Raw genomic sequence first — 22,347 nt, forward strand, 5'->3', positions numbered from 1 at the left:
AATTATTCTTTTTTTAAAAATAATGGTCACTTATTGTGACCATCTCTCAGGCATAAAGCGCGTGAAGTGGGCGGAATTAAATGAAATGTCAACAGACCCTTGTGGGTAGCGAACTAAATTTTAAAAACAATTTCCGTTGACCTCGATTATTAGACAATAAAGAATTATAATCCCGAAAAAAATCTTGCTTCTGTTTCTGTGATTTTTCCATAAGTCTTTTACTATTGACGTTAAATATAATATATTGGATGAATGTAAGTTCTTACTCGCTTCTTTTAAGAATAAGCAACAAAACAAACCAAATTGTGGAAAAAATACTCGATCGGTAGAGGCTAAACCCAATTTGAGTTTTTCATCCGGCCATAACTATGAAACTTCATCACTTTTTTGAGCAATCAGTTGATAATTATTCAGACAATATTGCTTTGATTTGCGATAATGCGTTTATTTCCTATCAAGAGTTAGAAAATCGTGCGAATCAATTAGCTCATTATCTTCATGAGAACAAAATTTCCAAGGGTAGCATTGTAGGCATTCTATTAGAGCGATCTATAGAATGCTATATTGCTATATTGGCGACGTTAAAAACAGGTGCAGCTTATGTACCTATTGAAGTAGATTATCCCGACGAACGGATTAATTATATTTTCTCTGATCTGCCTTTTGATGCGGTTTTAACTTCGTCTATGCAATTGACCCAAAAGAATCTGGCATGGCCAGCTTTTTATGCAGTTGATCAATTGGCCGAGGAAATTTCCAGATGCCCCTCACAGCGATTAATTCTTCAAGAAGATTTAACTGCTGATGACGTGTGTTACATCATTTACACGTCAGGCTCTACTGGAAAGCCTAAAGGAGTAGAAATTACCCAGCGCAGTATTTGCCATTATGTGCAAGTTGCGAGCAAACTTTATGATATAAAAAGTAATGATAAGGTATATCAAGGCTTTTCTTTGGCATTTGACGCCTCTTTAGAAGAGTTTTGGATGGCTTTTGCCAATGGCGCCGCCCTGGTTGCGTGTACAGCAAAAGAAGTGCGCTCTGGTCTAGGTCTAATCTCCTTTTTACAACAACACCGAGTTAGTGTTTTTTCAACAGTACCTACTTTATTGTCTACTTTAGAAGGCCAATTACCGGATCTACGCCTTTTAATCCTGGGTGGAGAATCTTGCCCATCTAGTTTGGTTAAGCGTTGGAGCAGAGAGGGGCTGCGAATTATTAATACTTATGGCCCTACTGAAGCAACGATTATTGCAACTTATGCAGAATGTCATCCTGAACAGGAAGTGACCATTGGTAAACCCTTGCCAGGTTATGAAGTCCTCATCGTTGATGAACAATTACGAGAAGTAGCTGTAGGAGAGGAGGGCGAGCTGTGTATTGCTGGAGTTGCCCTAGCTCGTGGTTACGTCAATCGACCAGAGGATACAGCAAAAAAGTTTGTTTTAAATCCGGTAAATAATAATCAACGCTTATATCGAACAGGGGATTTAGTTTCAAGAGCTCCTAGTGGTGATCTCCTTTTTGCAGGGAGAATAGATGATCAAATCAAATTGCGTGGGTTTCGTATTGAATTAAACGAAATTGAAACGATTATCATGCAATATGCTGGAATTAAACAAGCCGTGGTTTCATTGCAAACCCTGGAGCAACCTACGCTCGTTGCTTATTTGATTCTTGATCCAAAAAATGCATTTGATGTAAATGAATTTAAAATCTTTTTAAGGTCACGCTTACCTGATTACATGCTGCCATCCCTAATTGAGATTTTAGAAACGTTTCCAGTTTTAGCCAGCGGTAAAGTGAATCGCAAAGAGCTTCCTAGACCTGTGCAAAAGTCAGAAAATGTTTATATAGCACCAGAATCTGAGTTAGCTAAGGAAATTGCTCTAGTCTGGGAAAATGTATTTGATTGTAAGAATATTTCTGCTGGAGCAGACTTTTTCTATGATTTAGGTGGACATTCACTGCATGCCGCAAAAGTAATTTCTAATTTACGCAAAATACCTGCCTTAAAAAATATTTCAATACTTGATTTATATAAAAATCCAACAATTAAGCAATTAGAACAGAAGTTTAGTGCCCCTCATAGCAATCCACAAATTGATGGGCAACAAACGGTTAAGAACAAGTACAAAGTACCACAATGGAAATACTATTTGTGTGGGGTTGGTCAATTTTTTGGATGCTTATTGCAATACGCGGTAGGTACTTTACAGCTATTGGCTGTTATTTTGTGCTACAGCTGGGTTAGCTCTGAGTATTCGATTATTTCCAGAGAGTCACAGCTTGCATTTCTAGCTTTGTTTTTATCGATGCCAATCATTTCGTTATTTATCACGATTGGTTTGAAATGGATATTATTGGGACGGGTAAAGCCTGGTGAATATCCACTTTGGGGATGGTTCTATTATCGTTGGTGGTTAGTGCAAAGGCTGCAGAAGAATTTGTTTTTAGCTAAATTTTTAGTTGGTTCGCCATTAGCTGGTATCTATTATCGCTTACTAGGAGCTAAAATAGGTAAGAACTGTTATTTGGGTTCCATGCAAATTTCTGCACATGATTTGTTGACCATCGGAGATAATACTTCTATTGGTGCGGACAGTAGACTTAACGGTTATATCATTGAGGACGGTTGGTTAAAAATAGGCCCTATCAATATCGGCAATAATTGTTATATAGGTTCACGTGCCGTTGTTGGGTTAAATACACAGATTGAAGATCATGGCGTCTTGGATGAAATGTCCATGCTACCTGATCAGGGCTTAATTCCTCAAGGAGTCTATTTTTCAGGCTCTCCAGCGGTTCCAGGTACTATTCCTGCGGATCATGTTACTCGGAAAAAAGTTGCGGTTGACGAATCTACCATGCTGGAAAATACCCTTTTTGGTATTTTGCATTACTTAGGCGTCGTTTTTGTCATGGTGGTTTATTATTTATGCTTAATTCCCTCAATCTCTTTAATTAGCTATTACTATGATCAGAGTCACTATCTGACCACCATGTTTTTTGCCATACCTTTAGGGGCTATCCTGTTTTTAGGATTATATTATTCCGCTATTGTGCTCTGTAAAAAGATTATTTTGGATAAGGTAAAACCCGGTGATTATCCCTTGAAGAGTTTTTATTATTTCCGTCATTGGATTCTGGTGAAATTATTGGATGGGGATGAAATCTCGATTATGGCAGACACTTTATATATGCCTGCTTTTTTACGATTGCTGGGGGCAAAATTAGGGAAGGGAGTAGAAATGGGGGAAACTCCGCATATTATTCCTGACCTAGTCACCATTGAAGAAGGTGGTTTTACCGCCAGTTCTGTCGCTCTAGCCTGGCCTAGTGTTTATAATGGTTTTATTTCTTTTGCTCCGGTGACCATCGGACGTAGAGGCTTTGTAGGGAATGTCAGTTTATTATCTGCTGGTAAATCGATTGGTGAAGGCGCTCTATTAGGATGTCTATCAGTGACTCCATCAGATGGCAGAGCAGCAGAGCCTTATTCTGCCTGGCTAGGTTCACCTGCTGTTTTTTTACCAAAGCGAGAGTTATTTGTTGGATTTTCTGATAAGGATACATTTTATCCCTCCAAAAAGCTCTATTTCATGCGCTTACTCATTGAATTTATACGAATTATTTTACCATCGACTTTTTCATTAATTGCATTATTCAATATGCTTTATGTCTTGGATTATATGTTAAGTGAGTACTCCTGGCTTGTTACCGCACTGATTCTTCCACCAGTAGAGATGTTCATTACAGTTTGTCTTGTTGGCGTGTTGGTCGCCCTCAAATGGATAATGTTAGGTAAATTAAAACCTTTAACCAAGCCTATTTGGGATCCCTTTATTTGGAAAAATGATGTGATCGAATATTCGTATAACTATTATACGAACCCGCATTGGACTAATAAAGTTTTAGGGACTCCTTTTGCGCTTTGGGTGCATCGTTGTTTAGGAACTAAAGCAGGGAAGAGGGTTTTCACAGACAGTGCCGAGTTTTCAGAATTTGATTTAATTACAATTGGTGATGATGTATGTATCAATGCCGAGACTATAATTCAAACTCATCTCTATGAGGATAGAATATTCAAAGTCTCAAATGTCACTATTGGTTCTGGTTGTAATGTAGGTGTTGGATCAATTGTTCTCTACAACACGTTGATGGAAGAAAACTCTTCTTTGGGTAGTCTTTCTTTACTAATGAAGGGGGAACGGTTACCTGAAAATACTCATTGGGCTGGTATTCCTGCACAATCGACAGCACTTGGATTGTCACATCAACAAGTTGCCCCTCAACTTGCTCCAGAAGAAAGTCCAGAAGAAGCTCTTCCAGAGTTATTGTAGTAATGTAGCCAGGGAGAAGCGAGGCAGAACTCAGGTTCCGCTCTTCGCTTCAATCCGGCTACTATAATAGAACTTACCCCAACAAATAATTGTCAATTAAGCGGATGTTATCAATTCGTACTGCCGCAAAACGACGACCTTGATGTTCTTCAACATACTCTACAGCAATCCCTTTTTGAGTTAATTGTTTGATGATTTGCTCACATGTCAGCTCTTTTTGCTGGAATAATCTGGCAAACTCTTCAGCCAAGGCCTTTTGCTCTTGATTGAGGCGGTTATTACGTGAGCTGTAAGCTAATCCACTTGGTTCACGGATCGTTGGACATGCTTTAATTTCAATATCCATAAAAAAAGCATTAACCATCCCTTGAATCAATAAGTATTGTTGATAGTCTTTTTCACCGAAGTATGCTCTTTGAGGCTTAGCTAAGTTCAATAATTTCATCACTACAGTTAATACACCGTTAAAGTGCCCGGGCCTATGGGTTCCTTCCATGAGTTGGCAAAGTTGATGCTCATGTACCTGATAATTGTATTCATCCACATACATGGATTGTTCATCCGGAAGAATGCAAAAATCGACACCGGAATCTTCCATAATTTTAAGATCCGCTTCTAATGTTCGAGGATAAAGTTTAAAGTCCTCGGTTTGATTAAATTGTGTTGGATTTACAAATAGACTGGAAATAGTATAGTGATTCTCTTTTTTACTGGCTAAAAACAGAGAGGCATGCCCCGCATGCAAATTACCCATGGTTGGCGCAAAGCCCAGAGTTAATTGGGTAGATAAAGTTTTACGAAAGCTTATCCATTCGTTCAGATCGTGAAAAATTTTCATGAGTTACTCCTTAAATATAGTAACCATTTAAATTGTGGGCTGGGATGAAGTGAAGCATAACCCGGGTTGGAGTACTTTCACCCAGCTACAATAGTGCTAACAGTTACAATTTGTGAACCAGAATAATTTTTGATAAAAAAATCATCAATAATTATTTAGGTTCACTTTCTAATTAAAATGAATGTTCCGCCGTTGGAAAATTGACCTGTTGAACCTGCTGTGCATAGGCATTTAATGCATCTAATAGAAGTTCTTTGCCTTGAAGGTATCTTTTGACAAACTTGGGATTAAATTCTGTTTGTAAACCCAGCATGTCATGCCAAACAAGAACCTGTCCATCAGTATGAGAACCCGCTCCAATACCAATAGTAGGTATACTTAACGACTCGGTTATTGTGAGCGCTAGTTGTTGGGGAACACATTCGATGACTAGAGCAAAACATCCAGCCGCCTCTAACTGATGAGCTTGCTGGAGTAGTTGTTCTGCCTGCTCTTTGTTTTTTCCCTGTATCTTATAGCCACCTAATTGATGAATGGATTGAGGGGTTAAACCGATATGTCCAACAACTGGGACGCCTGCATTTACGAGATAGGAAATGGTGTGACACGTATCTGCATCTGCCCCTTCAATTTTCACTGCTTGCGCACCTGCTTGTAATAAGTGTTTTACATTATCTACAGTTTGATTGAGTGAACTTTTATGGCATAAAAAGGGAAGGTCACTGATTAAAAATTGCTGTTTTAGGCCGCGTGCTACAGCTTGGGTATGAAGTATCATCATCTCCATGGTAGCCGTAACGGTTGTTTCATGGCCGTGTACGGCCATGGCTACAGAATCTCCGACCAGGACGCAATCAATATTTGATTCAGCTACAATGCAGGCAGATGGATAATCGTAGCAAGTTATCATGGAAATTTTTTGTTGTTCTTCTTTTTTACGTTTGAAATCATGAATTTTCATGCTGCGCTACCCCTTAATAACAAAGAGTAAGCAGTATGATGGAAAGCGAAACGCACTATAGGTACCTGTCGCATGGATCAAGTCCTCCCAAAAAAATTGAAATATGAAGTCGCTGCCGATAGGTCAGCGCATTATGAGTAGCTATTCAGCCGGCTCACATTGGTTATCATATTGCAAATTCGGATAGATGAGAAGTGGATGTAAATGCATTTATCTCCGGGTGCAGCGTAGCTGTTTCAATATTGACGTTGCTGCATTTTGCACTTTATCCATTTTGTTCATCTATAATTCTGAGTTATCATTAATGTTTCGCACAGCGGCTATTTTATGTGGAAAACGCAACAATTTGTGTGAAATATGTACTTTATAATGGGCTTTTTATGCAAATCACTGAAAAATTAACTCTCCCGGGTGAGCATGCTTTGTTTTTGCAAGGAGCGACTGGGAAACTGGAGGCAGTTTTAACTGTTCCAGAGCAGAATCATTCTGACTTCATCGCCTTTTTAGGGCATCCTCATTCCCTACAAGGGGGCACTATGAGTAATAAAGTAGTGACTACCTTAGCACGTGTTTTTAGAGAATTAGGTATTCCTTCATTGCGTTTTAATTTTCGTGGGGTAGGCCAATCGGAAGGATCTTATGATGCAGGGATAGGTGAAAGCGAGGATATGCTGGTGTTGGTTCGTGAATGGCAAAAGGTGCAGCCCGAGAAAAAACTAATTTTTGCGGGCTTTTCTTTTGGTTCTTATGTGACTTATCGCGCCTCGGCCCAATCGGATTCCAAATTATTAATTTCGGTAGCCCCGGCAGTGCATCATTATAATTATCAAGAATTTAATCCTATCCCATCTCCTTGGCTTATTGTACAAGGCGATGAAGATGAAGTAGTTCCTTCTGCTTTAGTTTTTGATTTTGCCGCCCAAGCTGATATACCGGTGATTCAGTTTGCGAACACAGGCCATTTTTTTCATGGTAAATTAATTGAACTGAAAGCAAAGCTCACGGAATACATTCGATCTCAGGTTATTTTATAATGAATTTGATTATGCAATATGAAGCCGCAATTCATCGCGGTGACATCGACGATGATCCTTTGCAACGAGACATATTGACGCACCTGGAGTCTCTTGCTAATAACGTAAAAAAATCGAATTCATCCTGGTTTTATCCATTAATTAAACCTCGAATTAAGGGGATATACCTTTATGGCCCTGTTGGGGTAGGAAAAACATACTTAATTGATTTATTTTATGACTGTCTCGAAGAGAAAAAGAAGGCTCGCTTTCATTTTCATCATTTCATGCAACAAATTGATGCGCAGTTAAGACGATTACAAGGTCAGAAAAATCCTCTTCGCCAAATCGCTAAGAAATTAGCCAAAACGACACGGGTACTTTGTTTTGATGAGTTTATGGTCCATGATGTGGCTTATGCCATGATTTTAGCGGAGTTGTTGCAATCTTTAATTGCTTATGGCGTTATTTTGGTAATTTCTTCGAATATACCTCCAGATGATTTATATCGTAACGGAGTTCATCGGAAACGATTTTTACCAGCTATTGCAGCAATTAAGGAACACTGCGAGGTACTGCATTTAAATGAGCAAAGAGATTATCGGGTTGGGAGAGCGCCATTGTTAGACGCTTATTTATTTCCTTTAAATGAGCAAACCACCTCGGTTATGGAGCAACAATTCACGTTTTTGGCGCGTGAATTTAAAGAAAATGGTACTATTACAATACAGAATCGCGAGATCCCTTACCTTAAGCTTGCAGAACAATCGATTTGGTTTGCTTTTGATATTTTATGTAATTTGCCTCGTAGCCAATTGGATTATTTAGAGATTGCAGATAAATTTGACACTATTTTTTTAAGTAATATACCTGCATTAACAGCCAATCATACCTTGCAAACAATTATGTTCATTCACTTTATTGATGTGATGTATGATCGAGGAATAAATATTATTATTTCCGCAGAGGTTGCAGTTGAGGAGTTGTATGTTGAAGGCGAAATGCAAGAAACGTTCAAGCGTACATTAAGCCGGTTGCTGGAAATGCAATCGGTAGATTATTTGGCACGCCATCCCAAAAGAACACTTAAGGAGTTGATTTCAGATAATTCTTAATCGCATAGGTAGTTAAAAGTGACCCAAAATTGGTTCCGCGTTGCTATACCTAGGCTATGAGTTGATCTGTGGATTTGAATAAATGTATAATTTTTTCCTAAATTGAGAATGATTCTCGATTACATTTATGCTACTATTATTTAAGATATTTCACGAGTTGCTGTTAGGACATGATAAAAATTACAGAGTTAGTACAAGGTGATAGAGTACGGTTAACCAGTTTTGGTGCAACAGAAATGCAATACAGACGCAGACTTTTGTCTTTGGGAGTGACTTGCGGGACTGAGTTTTTAGTTGTCCGAATGGCTCCTTTAGGATGTCCTATACAAATTGAAGTCAGAGGAACGGCCTTAACATTGCGCAAGGAAGAGGCGAGCCAATTAATTCTGGAGCGTATATGACTCATGTATTATTGGTCGGTAACCCTAATTGTGGTAAGACTACCTTATTTAATGCATTAACTGGTGATAATCAGCGCATTGGAAACTGGCCTGGCGTGACAGTAGAAAAGAAAACAGGGTCTTTTTTTGTAGGACAGCAACGAATTGAAGTGACTGACTTACCCGGAATTTATTCTTTAGTAGCTCATGCGGATGGCATCAGCCAAGATGAGGGAATTGCTGCTCAGTCTGTTGTAACCATTGAAGCAGATTGCATTATTAATGTGATCGATGCATGTCATCTCGAGCGGCATTTATATTTGACCACCCAAATTTTGGAATTAGGAAAACCTGTACTGCTCGCGTTGAATATGATGGATATTGCACAGCAAAGAGGTATATCCATAGATCCAAACGCGTTGTCACAACAATTAGGTTGTCCTGTTATCCCGATCCAGGCACATAAAAAAATAGGCATGGCTCAATTGATGGAGGAGTTGACTCGGCTGCCTCAAGCAGTTTCTCCCTTGACGCTTCCTCTATCCCAAGCGATACAACAGACATTAATGACCTTGGAAAACACCTTGATTTACGAAGGTTATAGTCAATCGCTTGCTTATTATTATGCCCGCAGGCTTGCGGAGGGGGATAAATTACTATTCGATAAGGCAATTACTCAGGATTTAACTTTATTGAACGAAGTAGATCCTAATCTTGATGTATTATTGGCTGATGCACGATATCAGAAAATACATGAAATAGTTACGTCTGTACAGAAAAAGCGCAGTGATGCCAGTGAACATTTTACTGCAAAACTCGATAAGATTATGTTGCATCGTTTTTTTGCCCTCCCCATATTTTTTGCCATGATGTATTTGATGTTTTTATTTGCGATTAATGTAGGTGGCGCTTTTCAGGATTTTTTTGATATCAGTACCGATACAATATTCGTACAAGGGACATCATGGTTATTGCAACAAATTCATGCGCCTAATTGGATAATCGCTTTATTGGCAAATGGTGTTGGAAAAGGGATTAATACCACGTTAACGTTCATCCCAGTCATTGCGGCCATGTTCTTCTTCTTATCCTTGTTGGAATCCTCAGGATATATGGCAAGAGCGGCTTTTGTTGTAGATAAGGCGATGCGGAAGATGGGGTTGCCTGGTAAGTCATTTGTGCCGATGATTGTTGGTTTTGGATGTAATGTTCCAGCGATTATGGCTGCTCGTACCTTAGATTCAGAACGCGATCGATTATTGACCGTAATGATGAGCCCTTTTATGTCATGTAGCGCACGTCTGGCCATTTATGCAGTATTCGTTGCCGCATTTTTCCCATCAGGTGGACAAAACATCGTGTTTTCTTTGTATCTTGTAGGGATTTTGATGGCTGTATTAACAGGATTTCTCTTGCGCAAAACGACGTTAAAAGGGCATGCCTCTCCCTTAATTTTGGAGCTTCCCGCTTATCATAAGCCTGCGCTCAAGCGTTTATTTAAAGAGACTTTTATGCGCTTGCGTTTTTTTATTGTGCGTGCAGGTAAATTAATTGTACCTATTTGTGTTATTTTGGGTGGTTTAAACGCCATTACTTTAGATGGTGGAATTAATTCGGGTGAAGCCAGTACTCAATCATTGCTCTCTTTAATGGGTCAATCGATTACTCCTCTATTTACCCCAATGGGCATCCACCAGGACAATTGGCCAGCAACTGTAGGGTTACTAACTGGAATGCTGGCCAAAGAAGTGGTAGTGGGTACGTTAAATTCACTTTATGCGCAAGTAGGTCATGTGACTGAAATTGCTGCCGCACATTTTGATTTTTGGGCAGGTATTAAGGCGGCTTTCTGGTCAATTCCACAAAATTTAGCTCAATTGGGTTCTGCATTGATAAATCCTATATTGGCTAGCGCAGCAGATAATCCTGTATCTCAGTCAGTATATGGAATTATGGCAGAGCGGTTTGATGGTAAAATAGGGGCATATGCTTATCTGCTGTTTGTACTTCTTTATATTCCTTGTGTATCTACTATGGCGGTCATTCGACAAGAAGCAAATAAGAAATATATGTGGATTTCTGTAATTTGGTCTTTTGTGATTGCATATGTTACTGCAGTTGTATTTTATCAAGTAGCTAAATGGATTCAAAGTTCAGAGCAAAGTATGGTCGAGATTCTTTTATTCTTATTGATCCTATTTTTTGTTATAGGCGTGCGCCAATACACCAAACGCAGCACAAGGAGGAATGATGCTGTTGCAAATACGTGATTACATTTGCCGTGAAGGTGTCGTCAGTACCCAACAATTGACTAGGGAATTTCGTGTGGATCTTCCTGCATTACAACCCATGCTAGATTTATGGATCGGGAAGGGCGTAATACGTAAATGCCAGGAAAAGGCAAATTGTCAAAGTACATGCTTTAAGTGTCACTCTAGCGCCCCTGAATATTACCAATATCTTTTATAGCTTGCTGCTGCGCAAATTGTATTTTTTTACGGGTTTTTTACTTAAGCTGTTTTAACTTTCGTGCTCATTCACTAAATTTGGGCTAATATACTCATATAGGTTTGATTTACGTATGGTAAGCAAATGGCTGATGAACCAGATATTCCTACTGTTGACGAAAACTCAGAGTTAATTGATAGTATCGATAACAGCATCGACTTGCGCAAGTTACAAATGGAAGAAGATTTAAATGATCCTGTAACTTTGGTTGAGCGTGTTTATCAAATCTGGTGGCATTGGGCAGATTTTCAACTTTATATTGTATCTCCATCGATTGATCTTGTTTCTCCTCCTGTAATAATTAAACCCGAACTAATCTTCGGAACAAATGAGTTTGAATTTGTATATTCTATTCTTGATTCAGGATCAAAATTATCTACGTCTAAAGGCGAAGAGCTGTTCTCTGCCGGAATGTCAATGTATAAGCTCTACATGACCATAGAAAAAATGATATATATTCTGGTTGAGCGTTTGAAAGAAGAAGGCATTGATAAAGAAACAGAGGTGCAAGTAGCTTTCGGTGGGCATTTGCTTCCCCAAAGAAAAGCCTTTGAGTCGATTATCAATTTACCTTACAACGTCGTAGTAACTAACTTTGATCCGGGCGCATGGGGTGAGCGTTACTTACAAATTGTCAAACAAAATGCAGATAAGTATGGATATCCTTCTGAATCGCCGCGTGAAATATTTCGACAACCGTATAAAACATCCGGTTCAGGTCCAAAAAGATAAGTATGTTCTGACGGATTGTCTTTAATGCACTTTTGATTGGCTGTTCAATTATTTTTAGTTGAGTTTTATTGCTTCACTTTTATATACTTCCCCTGTGTAAAGGCTTGCAACATCTTTACAAAAATTTCCTTAGCAATACAATAGATTGGTCTTTCATTTGGCACATCAAATATAAGCACAATAAAAGATCTAAATGAAAAAAGATCTGATTATTTGCATCATAGAATGACAATTTGTAAAAATATTAATTTTGCTTGAGTCAGTTGTCGAAGTATTATCTAACAGTATTTACAAAATTTATTTTGAATTGAAGATTTTTTAATGAATGAGGTAATTAAAGAAAATTTATTTGAATTAGATGGAAACAAATTAAAATTTGCTCGGATTAGGCAGGAGCTTATCTTGCACGATAAAAACAGAGTGCTATACTTCGCATTTGTGCGATTTAATTAACATTTCTAATTAAGGAAGAAATTCACAGTGAACAAAAAAAGACCCGTTAATCTGGATTTGGGCAGTTTAAAATATCCCCCTATGGCTATAGCGTCCATCTTACATAGGATTTCAGGGGTAGTTTTATTTTTACTGTTACCCATTATGTTGTACATTTTTGGCCAGTCAATGCAATCAGAAGAAACATTTGCGCAGGTGAAAAATTTGCTGTCTCATCCTGCTTATAAAATGGTCATGTGGGCATTTGGTGCCTCGATGATTTACCATTTGCTTGCAGGGATTAGGCATCTTTTGATGGATATGGGGTTTGGTGAGCATCTTGATGCTGGTAGGCGTTCCGCTGTTTTAGTCATTTTTCTTGCCATTATTTTGTCAATTTTTCTAGGAATCTGGATATGGTAAATAATGTCACCAGCTTAACAGGTAATGGGTTAAAGGATTGGTTGATTCAAAGAGTTACAGCAGTTTATTTTGCTGCATATGCTTTTTTTATAATTGGTTTTTTGTTATTGCACCCTGAGCTGGGGTTTGCGCAATGGCACGCTCTTTTTTCCAATGTATTAGTTCGAATTGCGTCTCTTATCGCATTGTTTGCGCTTTCATTGCATGCATGGGTAGGTATTTGGACTGTGACTACCGATTATATGAAGTGTACTGCTCTGCGTTTATCAGTACAAATGTTAGTAGTTTTATGGCTCCTTAGTCAATTTATCTGGGGCTTAATGATCCTTTGGGGGCAGTAGCATGGCAATTGCACGTAACACATTTGATGCAGTAATCATTGGAGCTGGTGGGGCTGGAATGCGAGCTGCACTGCAGATGGCAAATTCAGGTTTAAAAGTCGCACTTTTATCTAAGGTATTTCCAACTCGGTCACATACAGTATCTGCTCAAGGAGGTATTACTTGTGCACTGGGAAATGCGCATGAGGATGATTGGCGTTGGCATATGTATGATACCGTGAAAGGTGCTGACTATATTGGTGATCAGGATTCAATTGAATACCTCTGTAAAACGGGCCCTGAAGCTGTATATGAACTCGAGCATATGGGGTTGCCTTTTTCACGCATGGATAATGGTAAAATTTATCAGCGTCAGTTTGGCGGTCAATCCAAAAATTTTGGTGGCGATCAAGCCGCGCGAACCTGTGCTGCAGCGGATAGAACCGGGCATGCGTTATTACATACCCTCTACCAACAAAATTTAAAAGCTAAAACACATGTATTTAGTGAATGGTATGCGCTTGATCTCGTTAAAGATTCGCATGGACATATATCCGGTGTTACTGCGATGTGTATCGAAACAGGAGAGGTAGTATTTTTCCAATCAAGAGTATGTATTTTGGCTACCGGTGGCGCAGGCCGTATTTACCAATCTACAACCAATGCCTTTATTAATACTGGTGATGGTTTTGGTATGGCATTAAGAGCCGGTATCCCATTACAAGATATGGAAATGTGGCAGTTTCATCCTACTGGAATTGCTGGAGCTGGTGTTTTGGTGACTGAAGGTTGTCGAGGTGAGGGCGGTTATCTGATTAATAAGGACGGCGAACGTTTTATGGAGCGTTACGCGCCGCGAGTTAAGGATTTAGCTTCCCGAGATGTAGTTGCTCGATCGATGGCACTTGAGATCCGTGCCGGTAAAGGTTTTGATCCTAAAGGAGTTGATCACGTTAAATTAAAATTGGATCACCTGGGTGCCGATCTTATTAAATCACGCTTGCCGGGAATTCGTGAGTTGTCTATGAAATTCGCAGGAGTTGATCCAATTGTTGAGCCAATTCCCGTAGTTCCTACTTGCCACTACAGCATGGGCGGTATACCTACAAATATGTATGGCCAAGTACTTACCAAAACCAACGGTATTGAACATACTGTAGATGGTTTATATGCAGTAGGTGAGTGTGCTTGTGTTTCTGTACATGGTGCGAACCGTTTAGGTGGTAACTCATTACTGGACTTAGTTGTTTTTGGCCGCGCAGCAGGATTGCATGTTGAAGAGCTATGGCAGTCAAATCAATTGCCTGAAATGACTTATATTAGTGATGATGATATTGCTCCATCATTGCAACGATATAACCGATGGAATAATTCAACAGACGGTGAAAGCCCAGCAGTAATTCATGATGAAATGCAACGTGTAATGCAAGAAGACTTCGGTGTCTTCCGTACCGGTGAAGTAATGGCTTCTGGCTTAAAACGTCTTCAGGCTCTGCGTGAGCGCTTGGCGCATGCTAAATTAGAAGACAAAAGTAAGATATTTAATACAGAGCGAGTTAGTGCATTAGAGTTGGATAATTTGATGGCAACTGCATATGCTACAGCGCAGTCTGCAATTGTTCGTACAGAAAGTCGCGGTGCTCATAGTCGTGAAGATTATCCAAAACGCGATGATGCGAACTGGATTAAACATACGCTATATTTTGAGGAAGGTGAGAAGATTGATTTTCGTCCAGTTAATGCATCACCTAAGCATGTCGAGCCTTTTGCGCCAAAAGAACGCGTTTACTAAAGAGGATAGATTACATGGCAGCAGATAGTAGAAAATTGACCCTATCAATATATCGCTATAATCCTGAGGTGGATGCTAAGCCTTATATGAAAGATTATGAATTGGAGATCCCAGTTAAAAGCGATCCGATGTTACTCACGTTACTCGAACGTTTGAAAGCAGAACAGGACCCCTCCATCACGTACCGACGTTCTTGTCGCGAAGGAGTTTGTGGCTCGGACGGTATGAATATTAATGGGACAAATGGCTTGGCTTGTATTACCCATGTGTCTCAGTTGAATACCGATAAAATAGTTGTCCGTCCTTTGCCTGGATTTCCTGTAATTCGTGATTTAGCAGTTGATATGACGCAGTTTTATCAACAATATGAGCGTATAGAGCCTTATTTGCAAAATAATGAGGTTCCTCCAGCTCAAGAACGGTTGCAATCACCAGAGGAACGCGCTCAACTTGATGGATTATATGAATGTATTTTATGCGCATGTTGTAGCAGTTCATGTCCTTCATTCTGGTGGAATCCGGACAAATTTGTTGGTCCTGCTGGATTATTACAGGCAAGACGATTTTTAGCAGACAGTCGTGATACAGCCACAGCAGATCGTTTGGATAAATTGCAAGATCCATTCAGTGTATTTCGTTGCCGCAGTATTATGAATTGTACTAATGTCTGCCCTAAAGGACTCAATCCAACGAAAGCGATTTCCGAGATTCGCCAACAAATGTTGACAAAAGAGACCTAATAGTACTTTTCTTATTTTTAAGGTACTGGTAAAAGCCATGTATAGAAAAATATAGTTCCCATACAATGGGAATGATCTTAAATGAGCTCGAAATCAGTATAAGGATGATCCCCGCACTTGCGGGGATAGCTGTTTTATCCACGGGGATGAGTGGAATAGCCAATTTACTGGTGGTAGTGATTAATACCCCTTTGGAGAAAAGAAAATGAGCAGTTCCGATCTGCAAAAAAAATGGGCTTCTTCCTATTTATCTGGCGGAAGTATGGCTTATGTTGATAGTCTTTATGAAGATTATCTTGCTGACCCGAGTTCGGTTTCATCCGATTGGCGAGCAGTATTCAGTGCTTTGCCTAAGGTTAATAGCGCCGAAAAAGAATTCTCGCATAGAGAAATTCGTGATTATTTTTTGCAGAATGCAGATAAAAAAGCAATACCTGTCGTTCAAGCTTCAGATAGTCAGCAGTTTCGGATTGCCGATTTAATTAACGCATATCGCTCATTGGGCCATCATGCGGCCAAACTTGATCCTCTGGAAATGACAGAGCGTACTCCAGTGCCTGCATTGGAATTGGAGTATCACCACTTATCCGATGTAGATAGAAACCGTAAGTTTTTTGCAGGCACTAGATTTAATGGTCCAGAAATGACTCTGGATGAAATATATCAAGCACTGCGCGAAACATATTGCAGCAGTATTGGTATTGAATATATGCATATTTCTAATACTGAAGAAATAGAATGGCTGCAAGAACGAATGGAATCTGTACGTGGCCGACTTAAGTTAGATGCAGCAAAAAAAATGCAAATTTTAAAAGATTTAATTGCTGCGGACGGTTTGGAGCGTTATTTAGGTACACGTTACGTGGGTCAAAAGCGATTCTCTCTTGAAGGGGGCGATTCACTAATTCCCATGATGAAAGAAATTATTGAGTGTGCTGGCAAAGATAATGTTAAAGAATTAGTTATTGGTATGGCACATCGAGGCCGCTTAAATGTACTCGTGAATGTACTAGGTAAAGAACCTAATCAACTGTTCCAAGAATTTGAAGGAAAAATAAAATATGAACGTACTGGTGATGTGAAATATCATTTAGGTTTTTCTTCAGATATAAAAACAAATTCGGGCTCAGTAGTACACCTGGCTTTAGCTTTTAACCCTTCACACTTAGAAATTATTGGACCAGTAGTAGAGGGATCTGTGCGTTCTCGTTTAGGTCGACGTAGTGATCTGGACAAAAAAGATAAAGTTGTTCCTGTCGTTATTCATGGCGATGCTGCATTTGCCGGCCAAGGTGTCGTAATGGAAACTTTTAATTTTTCTCAGGCCCGTGGCTATTGTACTGGTGGTACCGTTCACATTGTAATTAATAACCAAATAGGCTTTACTACCAGCAATCCTCTCGATGCTCGTTCTACTTTATATTGTACTGATGTTGCCAAAATGGTTCAGGCTCCTGTTATTCATGTGAATGGCGATGATCCTGAAGCAGTGGTGTTTGCGACCAGACTGGCATTTGATTTCAGAATGAAATTTAAACGAGATGTAGTAGTGGATCTCGTATGTTATCGACGACATGGCCATAATGAGGCAGATGAGCCGGCGGTAACCCAACCTGCAATGTATCGAAAAATTAAATCCATGCGCCCCTTGCGCGAAATTTATGCTGAACAATTGGTACAAGAAGGTTTTCTGACCAGTAAAGATGCTGAAAAATTAGTAGATGCATATCGTGATGCCCTGGATCAGGGTAAAGCGGTTGTAGATTTGGTTCATGGTGATTATGAAGGTAAGTATGCAGTTGATTGGACCCCTTATCTGAATGCAAAATGGACAGATAAAGTAGATACCACAATCAAAAAAGAGAACTTACAAAAATTAGCTAAAATATTAAGCACATTGCCAAAAGGTTTTGCATTGCATCCAGTGGTTCAACGCTTATTAAATGAACGTGATAAGATGACTGCCGGTGAGTTACCGATGAACTGGGGATATGCAGAAATTATGGCATATGCCAGTTTAGTTCAAGAAGGTTATGGTGTGCGTTTGTCTGGCCAGGATTCTGGAAGAGGAACTTTTGCTCATCGCCATGCTGTATTGCATGATGTTGAAACTGGAGAGGCGTTCACTCCTTTGGAGCAAATCACCAATGAGCTGGACCGACCTTTTTCGGTAATCGATTCAGTACTTTCTGAAGAAGCAGTACTGGCTTTCGAATATGGATTTTCCGCCTCTGCTCCAAATTTCCTGGTACTTTGGGAAGCTCAGTTTGGTGATTTCGCCAATGGCGCGCAAGTGGTAATCGATCAATTTATTAGTTCTGGTGAGCAAAAATGGGGTCGTTTATGTGGTTTAGTCATGTTATTACCTCATGGATATGAGGGACAGGGCCCAGAGCATTCATCAGCTCGTTTGGAGCGTTATATGCAGCTTTGTGCTCAGCACAATATGCAAGTTTGTACGCCAACTACACCTGCTCAGATCTTCCATTTATTAAGAAGACAGGTTATCCGGAATTTCCGTAAACCGTTGATTGTTATGACACCCAAGAGTCTTCTACGTCATAAATTAGCAGTTTCTCCATTGGAAGATTTATTCAAAGGTAAATTCCATACTATTATTCCGGAAATTGATGCAATTGATGCACAAAAAGTTACAAAAGTAGTGCTGTGCTGTGGAAAGGTTTATTATGATTTGTTGCAAATGCGTCGTGATAAAGAATTAAACCATATAGCTTTAGTGCGAATTGAGCAATTATATCCATTCCCTAAAAAGGCACTTATGACTGAGCTAAATAAATATCCTCAGGCCAAGAAGGTTATTTGGTGTCAGGAAGAGCCACAAAATCAAGGGGTATGGTTTTCTTCTCAGCATAATATAATAGATTGTTTGCGTCCTGAACAAACCTTGCATTATGCCGGAAGGGAATTTGCTGCGGCACCTGCTGTAGGAAGCCCTGCTCTGCATGCAAAAGAACAACAAGCTTTAGTAGAGCAAGCTTTATTGGACTAATTGTGAGTTTCTCGTAGTCTGGAGTATGGCTTTGCCTTTTTCCAGACTACAATTTGTTAACGAATTTAATAAAATAAGAAGGTATAACCATGTCTATTGAAGTCAAAGTACCTGTTTTGCCTGAGTCGGTTGCAGATGCAACTGTAGCAGCGTGGCATAAAAAAGTAGGTGATAAAGTTACCCGTGATGAGAATTTACTCGATCTGGAAACAGACAAAGTCGTACTGGAAGTTCCTGCTCCTGCTGATGGAATACTGGCTGAAATAATGTTTCAAGAGGGTGACACAGTTCGTTCAGGTCAATTACTTGCCAAAATCAAAGAGGGTGCTGGATCTGAAGCTAAAGAAGAAAAAGCAGAAGCATCTAAGGCTAGTGAACAATCTGAACGTGATGAAGTAAGTGCTAAAGAAGATAAGTCAACCAGTCCTGTAGTTCGACGGATGATGGCAGAACATGACCTCCAGCCTGGGCAAATACAAGGCAGTGGCAAAGATGGTCGTATTACTAAAGAAGATGTTCTCGCTTATATAGAATCGAGTAGAGAAAAAACATCCCAATCTAAAGAAAGTGGAAAAGAGCAAACACAAAAAGCACCTATGGGCTTACGTGAAGAGCGTCGGGTTCCAATGACACGCTTGAGAGCTAAAATCGCGGAACGTTTATTGGAAGCTCAGCATAATGCAGCGATGTTGACGACTTTTAATGAAGTCAACTTGAAAGCAGTGATGGACATGCGTACTCAATATAAAGACAGTTTTGAAAAAAAACACGGAGTCAAACTTGGGTTTATGTCCTTTTTCACCAAAGCTGTTGTCGAGTCATTAAAGCGTTTTCCTGCAGTGAATGCCTCTATAGATGGTCAGGATGTGGTTTATCATGGCTTTTATGATATTGGTATCGCCGTCTCTACTGAGAGAGGATTGGTCGTACCTGTGATTCGTGATGCAGATCAGATGAGTATGGCTGAAATTGAATTGGCAATTAATGATGCTGCAAAAAAGGCTAGAGAAGGTAAGTTAGCCATGGAAGACATGCAGGGAGGTACCTTTACTATCACGAATGGTGGGGTATTCGGTTCTTTATTAGCTACTCCGATCATTAATCCACCCCAAACTGGAATTTTGGGAATGCACAAAATTGAAGATAGACCTGTAGTGGAAAAAGGACAAATCGTGATTCGTCCTATGATGTATGTGGCTTTATCTTATGATCATCGATTGATTGATGGTAAAGATTCAGTACAGTTTTTGGTAAGTGTGAAAGAGTTATTGGAAGATCCTGCTCGTCTTTTGCTTAATGTTTAATGAAATGTAACAGCGAAATTCGCTTTGGCACATAAATGTAACTGGGTGAAGGCGCAGCTGGAGCCCAGGGGTTTTTAAATTTATCAATTGTACATCCTGAGTTTGGTCTTTCTTCACCCGGGATATGATGCATAAATTAACACTTATGAGTATTGACGAATTTTGCTTTTTTAGAAAGGTAATTGCAATGAATTTACATGAATACCAGGCCAAACAATTATTTGCTAGCTACAACTTACCAGTACCAAACGGTGAAGTCGCTTACAGTGTTGAAGATGCAATGCAAGTTGCGTCACAGCTATCTACTGCGCGTTGGGTTGTTAAAGCCCAAGTACACGCTGGCGGTAGAGGAAAAGCTGGTGGTGTGAAATTGGTATCGAATAAAGATGAGTTAGCTGCAGCAGTCAAATCATTATTAGGTACACGTTTAGTTACATATCAAACCGATGCTCATGGACAACCAGTTAATGCTGTTTTAATTGAGGAAACATGTGATATTGGTAGAGAATTATATCTAGGAGCGGTTGTTGATCGCGCTACACGCCGTATCGTATTTATGGCTTCTACAGAGGGTGGTGTAGAAATCGAAAAAGTGGCTGAAGAAACGCCCGAAAAAATTTTTAAAGTAATTGTAGATCCTTTAGTTGGTGTGATGCCATTTCAATGCCGTGACGTAGGATTTAAATTAGGCCTCAAAGAGGATCAAATTAAGCAATTTACTCATTTGATGATGGGCTTAGGCAAAATGTTTGTTGATTGTGATCTGAGCTTATTAGAAATCAATCCACTAGTTGTAACAAAACAAGAACAATTAATTTGTTTGGATGGAAAAATTAATATCGATGGCAACGCATTATACCGTCAACCCAAATTAAAAAGCATGCGTGATACAACTCAAGAAGATGAGCGCGAAAATCGTGCCAGCGACTGGGAGTTAAATTATATTCCTCTAGATGGCACTATTGGCTGTATGGTAAACGGTGCTGGATTGGCAATGGCGACCATGGACGTGATTAAGCTTCATGGTGGTGAACCGGCTAACTTTCTTGATGTTGGTGGTGGCGCGACTAAGGAACGAGTCAGTGAGGCACTGAAAATTATTGTCTCCGATGACAACGTCAAAGGTATTTTGGTAAATATTTTTGGTGGTATCGTTCGTTGTGACCTCATTGCTGATGGTATTCTTGCTGCAGTGAAAGAAGTAGATGTAAAAATTCCTGTGGTGGTACGTCTTGAAGGTAATAATGCACAACTAGGTGCTGATATTTTAAATAAAAGTGATTTGAATGTGATTGCTGCAACCAGTTTAACTGATGCTGCGAAAAAGATTGTGGCAGCTGTTGCTTAATTACTAAATTTCGAGGTTAACAATGAGTGTATTGGTTAATAAAAATACTAAGGTATTGTGTCAGGGGTTTACTGGAAAGCAAGGAACTTATCATTCAGAACAAGCGATTGCTTATGGCACACGTATGGTTGGTGGCGTGACACCCGGTAAAGGTGGACAGAAACATTTAGGCTTGCCGGTATTTAATACCATGCGTGAAGCCGTTGAAGAAACCAAAGCGGATGCGAGCGTGATTTACGTCCCCGCACCATTTTGCAAAGATTCTATTTTAGAAGCTGCAGATGCAGGCATTCAATTAATTGTTTGTATCACAGAGGGTGTGCCCGTATTGGATATGCTACAGGTAAAGGTCTATTTAGAGAATAATACTCAAGCCCGTTTGATCGGACCCAATTGTCCTGGAATCATTACCCCAGGCGAATGCAAAATTGGGATTATGCCAGGTTCAATTCACCTACCTGGTAAAGTAGGTATTGTTTCGCGTTCTGGAACTTTAACTTATGAAGCAGTAAAACAAACCACAGATAAAGGGTTTGGTCAAAGTACGTGTATTGGCATAGGTGGTGATCCAATTCCTGGAACCAGTTTTATTGATGCTTTAGCTCTATTTGAACAAGATCCTCAAACAGAAGCGATTATCATGGTGGGTGAAATCGGAGGTTCTGCAGAAGAAGAGGCAGCCGAATACATTAAATCACATGTTAGCAAACCTGTGGTTTCCTATATTGCGGGCGTTACCGCACCTGCCGGAAAACGTATGGGGCATGCTGGTGCAATTATTTCTGGTGGCAAAGGGACTGCAGCTGAAAAATATGCAGCTTTAGAAGCTGCCGGGGTGAGAACAGTACGTTCGCCTGCTGATTTAGGTGATGCAGTTGCCGAAGTTACAGGCTGGTAATCTATCAGGGTGTAATTCTGGGTTAAACAAGGCTACTATTGATTTCATGATTTTGTGCCTTGATGATTTTTGTCAATCCCGCGAAGGCGTAAATCTATTCTTGCACAGGCACATGTCTTGTTAGAAATGGGTTTATGCCTCTGCGAGAACAACATGTTCATGGTCAATATAAGTGAGCAACGCCATAACC

At 39.7% G+C, this 22,347-nt stretch carries 18 protein-coding genes; 16 read left to right on the forward strand and 2 right to left on the reverse strand.

Going from position 1 to position 22,347, the window contains the following annotated elements; genetic code table 11:
- Nucleotides 1-368 precede the first annotated feature (368 nt).
- Nucleotides 369-4,343, forward strand: a complete 3,975-nt coding sequence (locus tag DGG96_RS00005; protein ID WP_110140980.1) for a Pls/PosA family non-ribosomal peptide synthetase — start codon at nucleotides 369-371, stop codon at nucleotides 4,341-4,343.
- Between the two features lie 73 nt (nucleotides 4,344-4,416).
- Here the strand turns inward: DGG96_RS00005 and panC are convergent, their stop codons facing one another.
- Together panC and panB are read right to left on the reverse strand one after the other, a co-directional pair.
- Entirely contained in the window at nucleotides 4,417-5,181 is a 765-nt protein-coding gene (gene panC / locus DGG96_RS00010) for a pantoate--beta-alanine ligase (RefSeq protein WP_110140981.1), read from the reverse strand.
- A gap of 172 nt (nucleotides 5,182-5,353) precedes the next feature.
- On the reverse strand, nucleotides 5,354-6,142 hold the full coding sequence (panB, locus tag DGG96_RS00015; protein ID WP_110140982.1) for a 3-methyl-2-oxobutanoate hydroxymethyltransferase: 789 nt from the start codon (nucleotides 6,140-6,142) through the stop codon (nucleotides 5,354-5,356).
- 380 nt (nucleotides 6,143-6,522) lie between these two features.
- Here panB and DGG96_RS00020 point away from each other — a divergent pair, with 380 nt between their 5' ends.
- From DGG96_RS00020 to sucD, 15 genes are all read left to right on the forward strand, one after another.
- Nucleotides 6,523-7,176 carry an alpha/beta hydrolase gene (locus DGG96_RS00020; RefSeq protein WP_110140983.1) on the forward strand — a complete coding sequence of 218 codons (654 nt, stop codon included), beginning with the start codon at nucleotides 6,523-6,525 and terminating at the stop codon, nucleotides 7,174-7,176.
- Nucleotides 7,176-8,270, forward strand: coding sequence for a cell division protein ZapE (gene zapE / locus DGG96_RS00025; RefSeq protein WP_110140984.1), 1,095 nt, complete (start codon nucleotides 7,176-7,178; stop codon nucleotides 8,268-8,270). Before DGG96_RS00020 ends, zapE begins: the two co-directional genes overlap by 1 nt.
- A 170-nt stretch (nucleotides 8,271-8,440) precedes the next feature.
- Nucleotides 8,441-8,671: a FeoA family protein gene (locus DGG96_RS00030; RefSeq protein WP_058468744.1), complete on the forward strand. Its 231-nt coding sequence runs from the start codon at nucleotides 8,441-8,443 to the stop codon at nucleotides 8,669-8,671.
- Complete coding sequence (gene feoB / locus DGG96_RS00035; protein WP_110140985.1) at nucleotides 8,668-10,920, forward strand: Fe(2+) transporter permease subunit FeoB; 2,253 nt, start codon at nucleotides 8,668-8,670, stop codon at nucleotides 10,918-10,920. Before DGG96_RS00030 ends, feoB begins: the two co-directional genes overlap by 4 nt.
- Complete coding sequence (locus DGG96_RS00040; protein WP_110140986.1) at nucleotides 10,901-11,119, forward strand: FeoC-like transcriptional regulator; 219 nt, start codon at nucleotides 10,901-10,903, stop codon at nucleotides 11,117-11,119. The genes feoB and DGG96_RS00040 overlap by 20 nt, the downstream gene beginning before the upstream one ends.
- 123 nt (nucleotides 11,120-11,242) lie before the next feature.
- Nucleotides 11,243-11,890 carry a virulence factor gene (locus tag DGG96_RS00045; RefSeq protein WP_110140987.1) on the forward strand — a complete coding sequence of 216 codons (648 nt, stop codon included), beginning with the start codon at nucleotides 11,243-11,245 and terminating at the stop codon, nucleotides 11,888-11,890.
- A gap of 480 nt (nucleotides 11,891-12,370) precedes the next feature.
- Nucleotides 12,371-12,745 (forward strand): succinate dehydrogenase, cytochrome b556 subunit, encoded by a 375-nt coding sequence (gene sdhC / locus DGG96_RS00050; protein WP_110140988.1) that lies wholly within the window; start codon nucleotides 12,371-12,373, stop codon nucleotides 12,743-12,745.
- The gene (gene sdhD / locus DGG96_RS00055) at nucleotides 12,739-13,086 is read left to right on the forward strand and encodes a succinate dehydrogenase, hydrophobic membrane anchor protein (protein ID WP_110140989.1); all 348 of its coding nucleotides are present in this window, start codon (nucleotides 12,739-12,741) and stop codon (nucleotides 13,084-13,086) included. The genes sdhC and sdhD overlap by 7 nt, the downstream gene beginning before the upstream one ends.
- A gap of 1 nt (nucleotide 13,087) precedes the next feature.
- Nucleotides 13,088-14,857, forward strand: a complete 1,770-nt coding sequence (sdhA, locus tag DGG96_RS00060; protein ID WP_110140990.1) for a succinate dehydrogenase flavoprotein subunit — start codon at nucleotides 13,088-13,090, stop codon at nucleotides 14,855-14,857.
- Between the two features lie 14 nt (nucleotides 14,858-14,871).
- Entirely contained in the window at nucleotides 14,872-15,597 is a 726-nt protein-coding gene (locus tag DGG96_RS00065) for a succinate dehydrogenase iron-sulfur subunit (protein ID WP_058468737.1), read from the forward strand.
- A gap of 65 nt (nucleotides 15,598-15,662) precedes the next feature.
- Nucleotides 15,663-15,806, forward strand: coding sequence for a hypothetical protein (locus tag DGG96_RS20695; RefSeq protein WP_165831551.1), 144 nt, complete (start codon nucleotides 15,663-15,665; stop codon nucleotides 15,804-15,806).
- On the forward strand, nucleotides 15,803-18,607 hold the full coding sequence (locus DGG96_RS00070; protein ID WP_110140991.1) for a 2-oxoglutarate dehydrogenase E1 component: 2,805 nt from the start codon (nucleotides 15,803-15,805) through the stop codon (nucleotides 18,605-18,607). Before DGG96_RS20695 ends, DGG96_RS00070 begins: the two co-directional genes overlap by 4 nt.
- 89 nt (nucleotides 18,608-18,696) lie before the next feature.
- A complete protein-coding gene (gene odhB, locus DGG96_RS00075; RefSeq protein ID WP_110140992.1) occupies nucleotides 18,697-19,911 on the forward strand; it encodes a 2-oxoglutarate dehydrogenase complex dihydrolipoyllysine-residue succinyltransferase in 1,215 nt (404 codons plus the stop codon).
- 187 nt (nucleotides 19,912-20,098) lie between these two features.
- Entirely contained in the window at nucleotides 20,099-21,259 is a 1,161-nt protein-coding gene (sucC, locus tag DGG96_RS00080) for an ADP-forming succinate--CoA ligase subunit beta (protein ID WP_110141154.1), read from the forward strand.
- 22 nt (nucleotides 21,260-21,281) lie between these two features.
- On the forward strand, nucleotides 21,282-22,157 hold the full coding sequence (sucD, locus tag DGG96_RS00085; protein WP_110140993.1) for a succinate--CoA ligase subunit alpha: 876 nt from the start codon (nucleotides 21,282-21,284) through the stop codon (nucleotides 22,155-22,157).
- The last annotated feature ends 190 nt before the right edge of the window (nucleotides 22,158-22,347 follow it).

Source organism: Legionella qingyii (assembly GCF_003184185.1).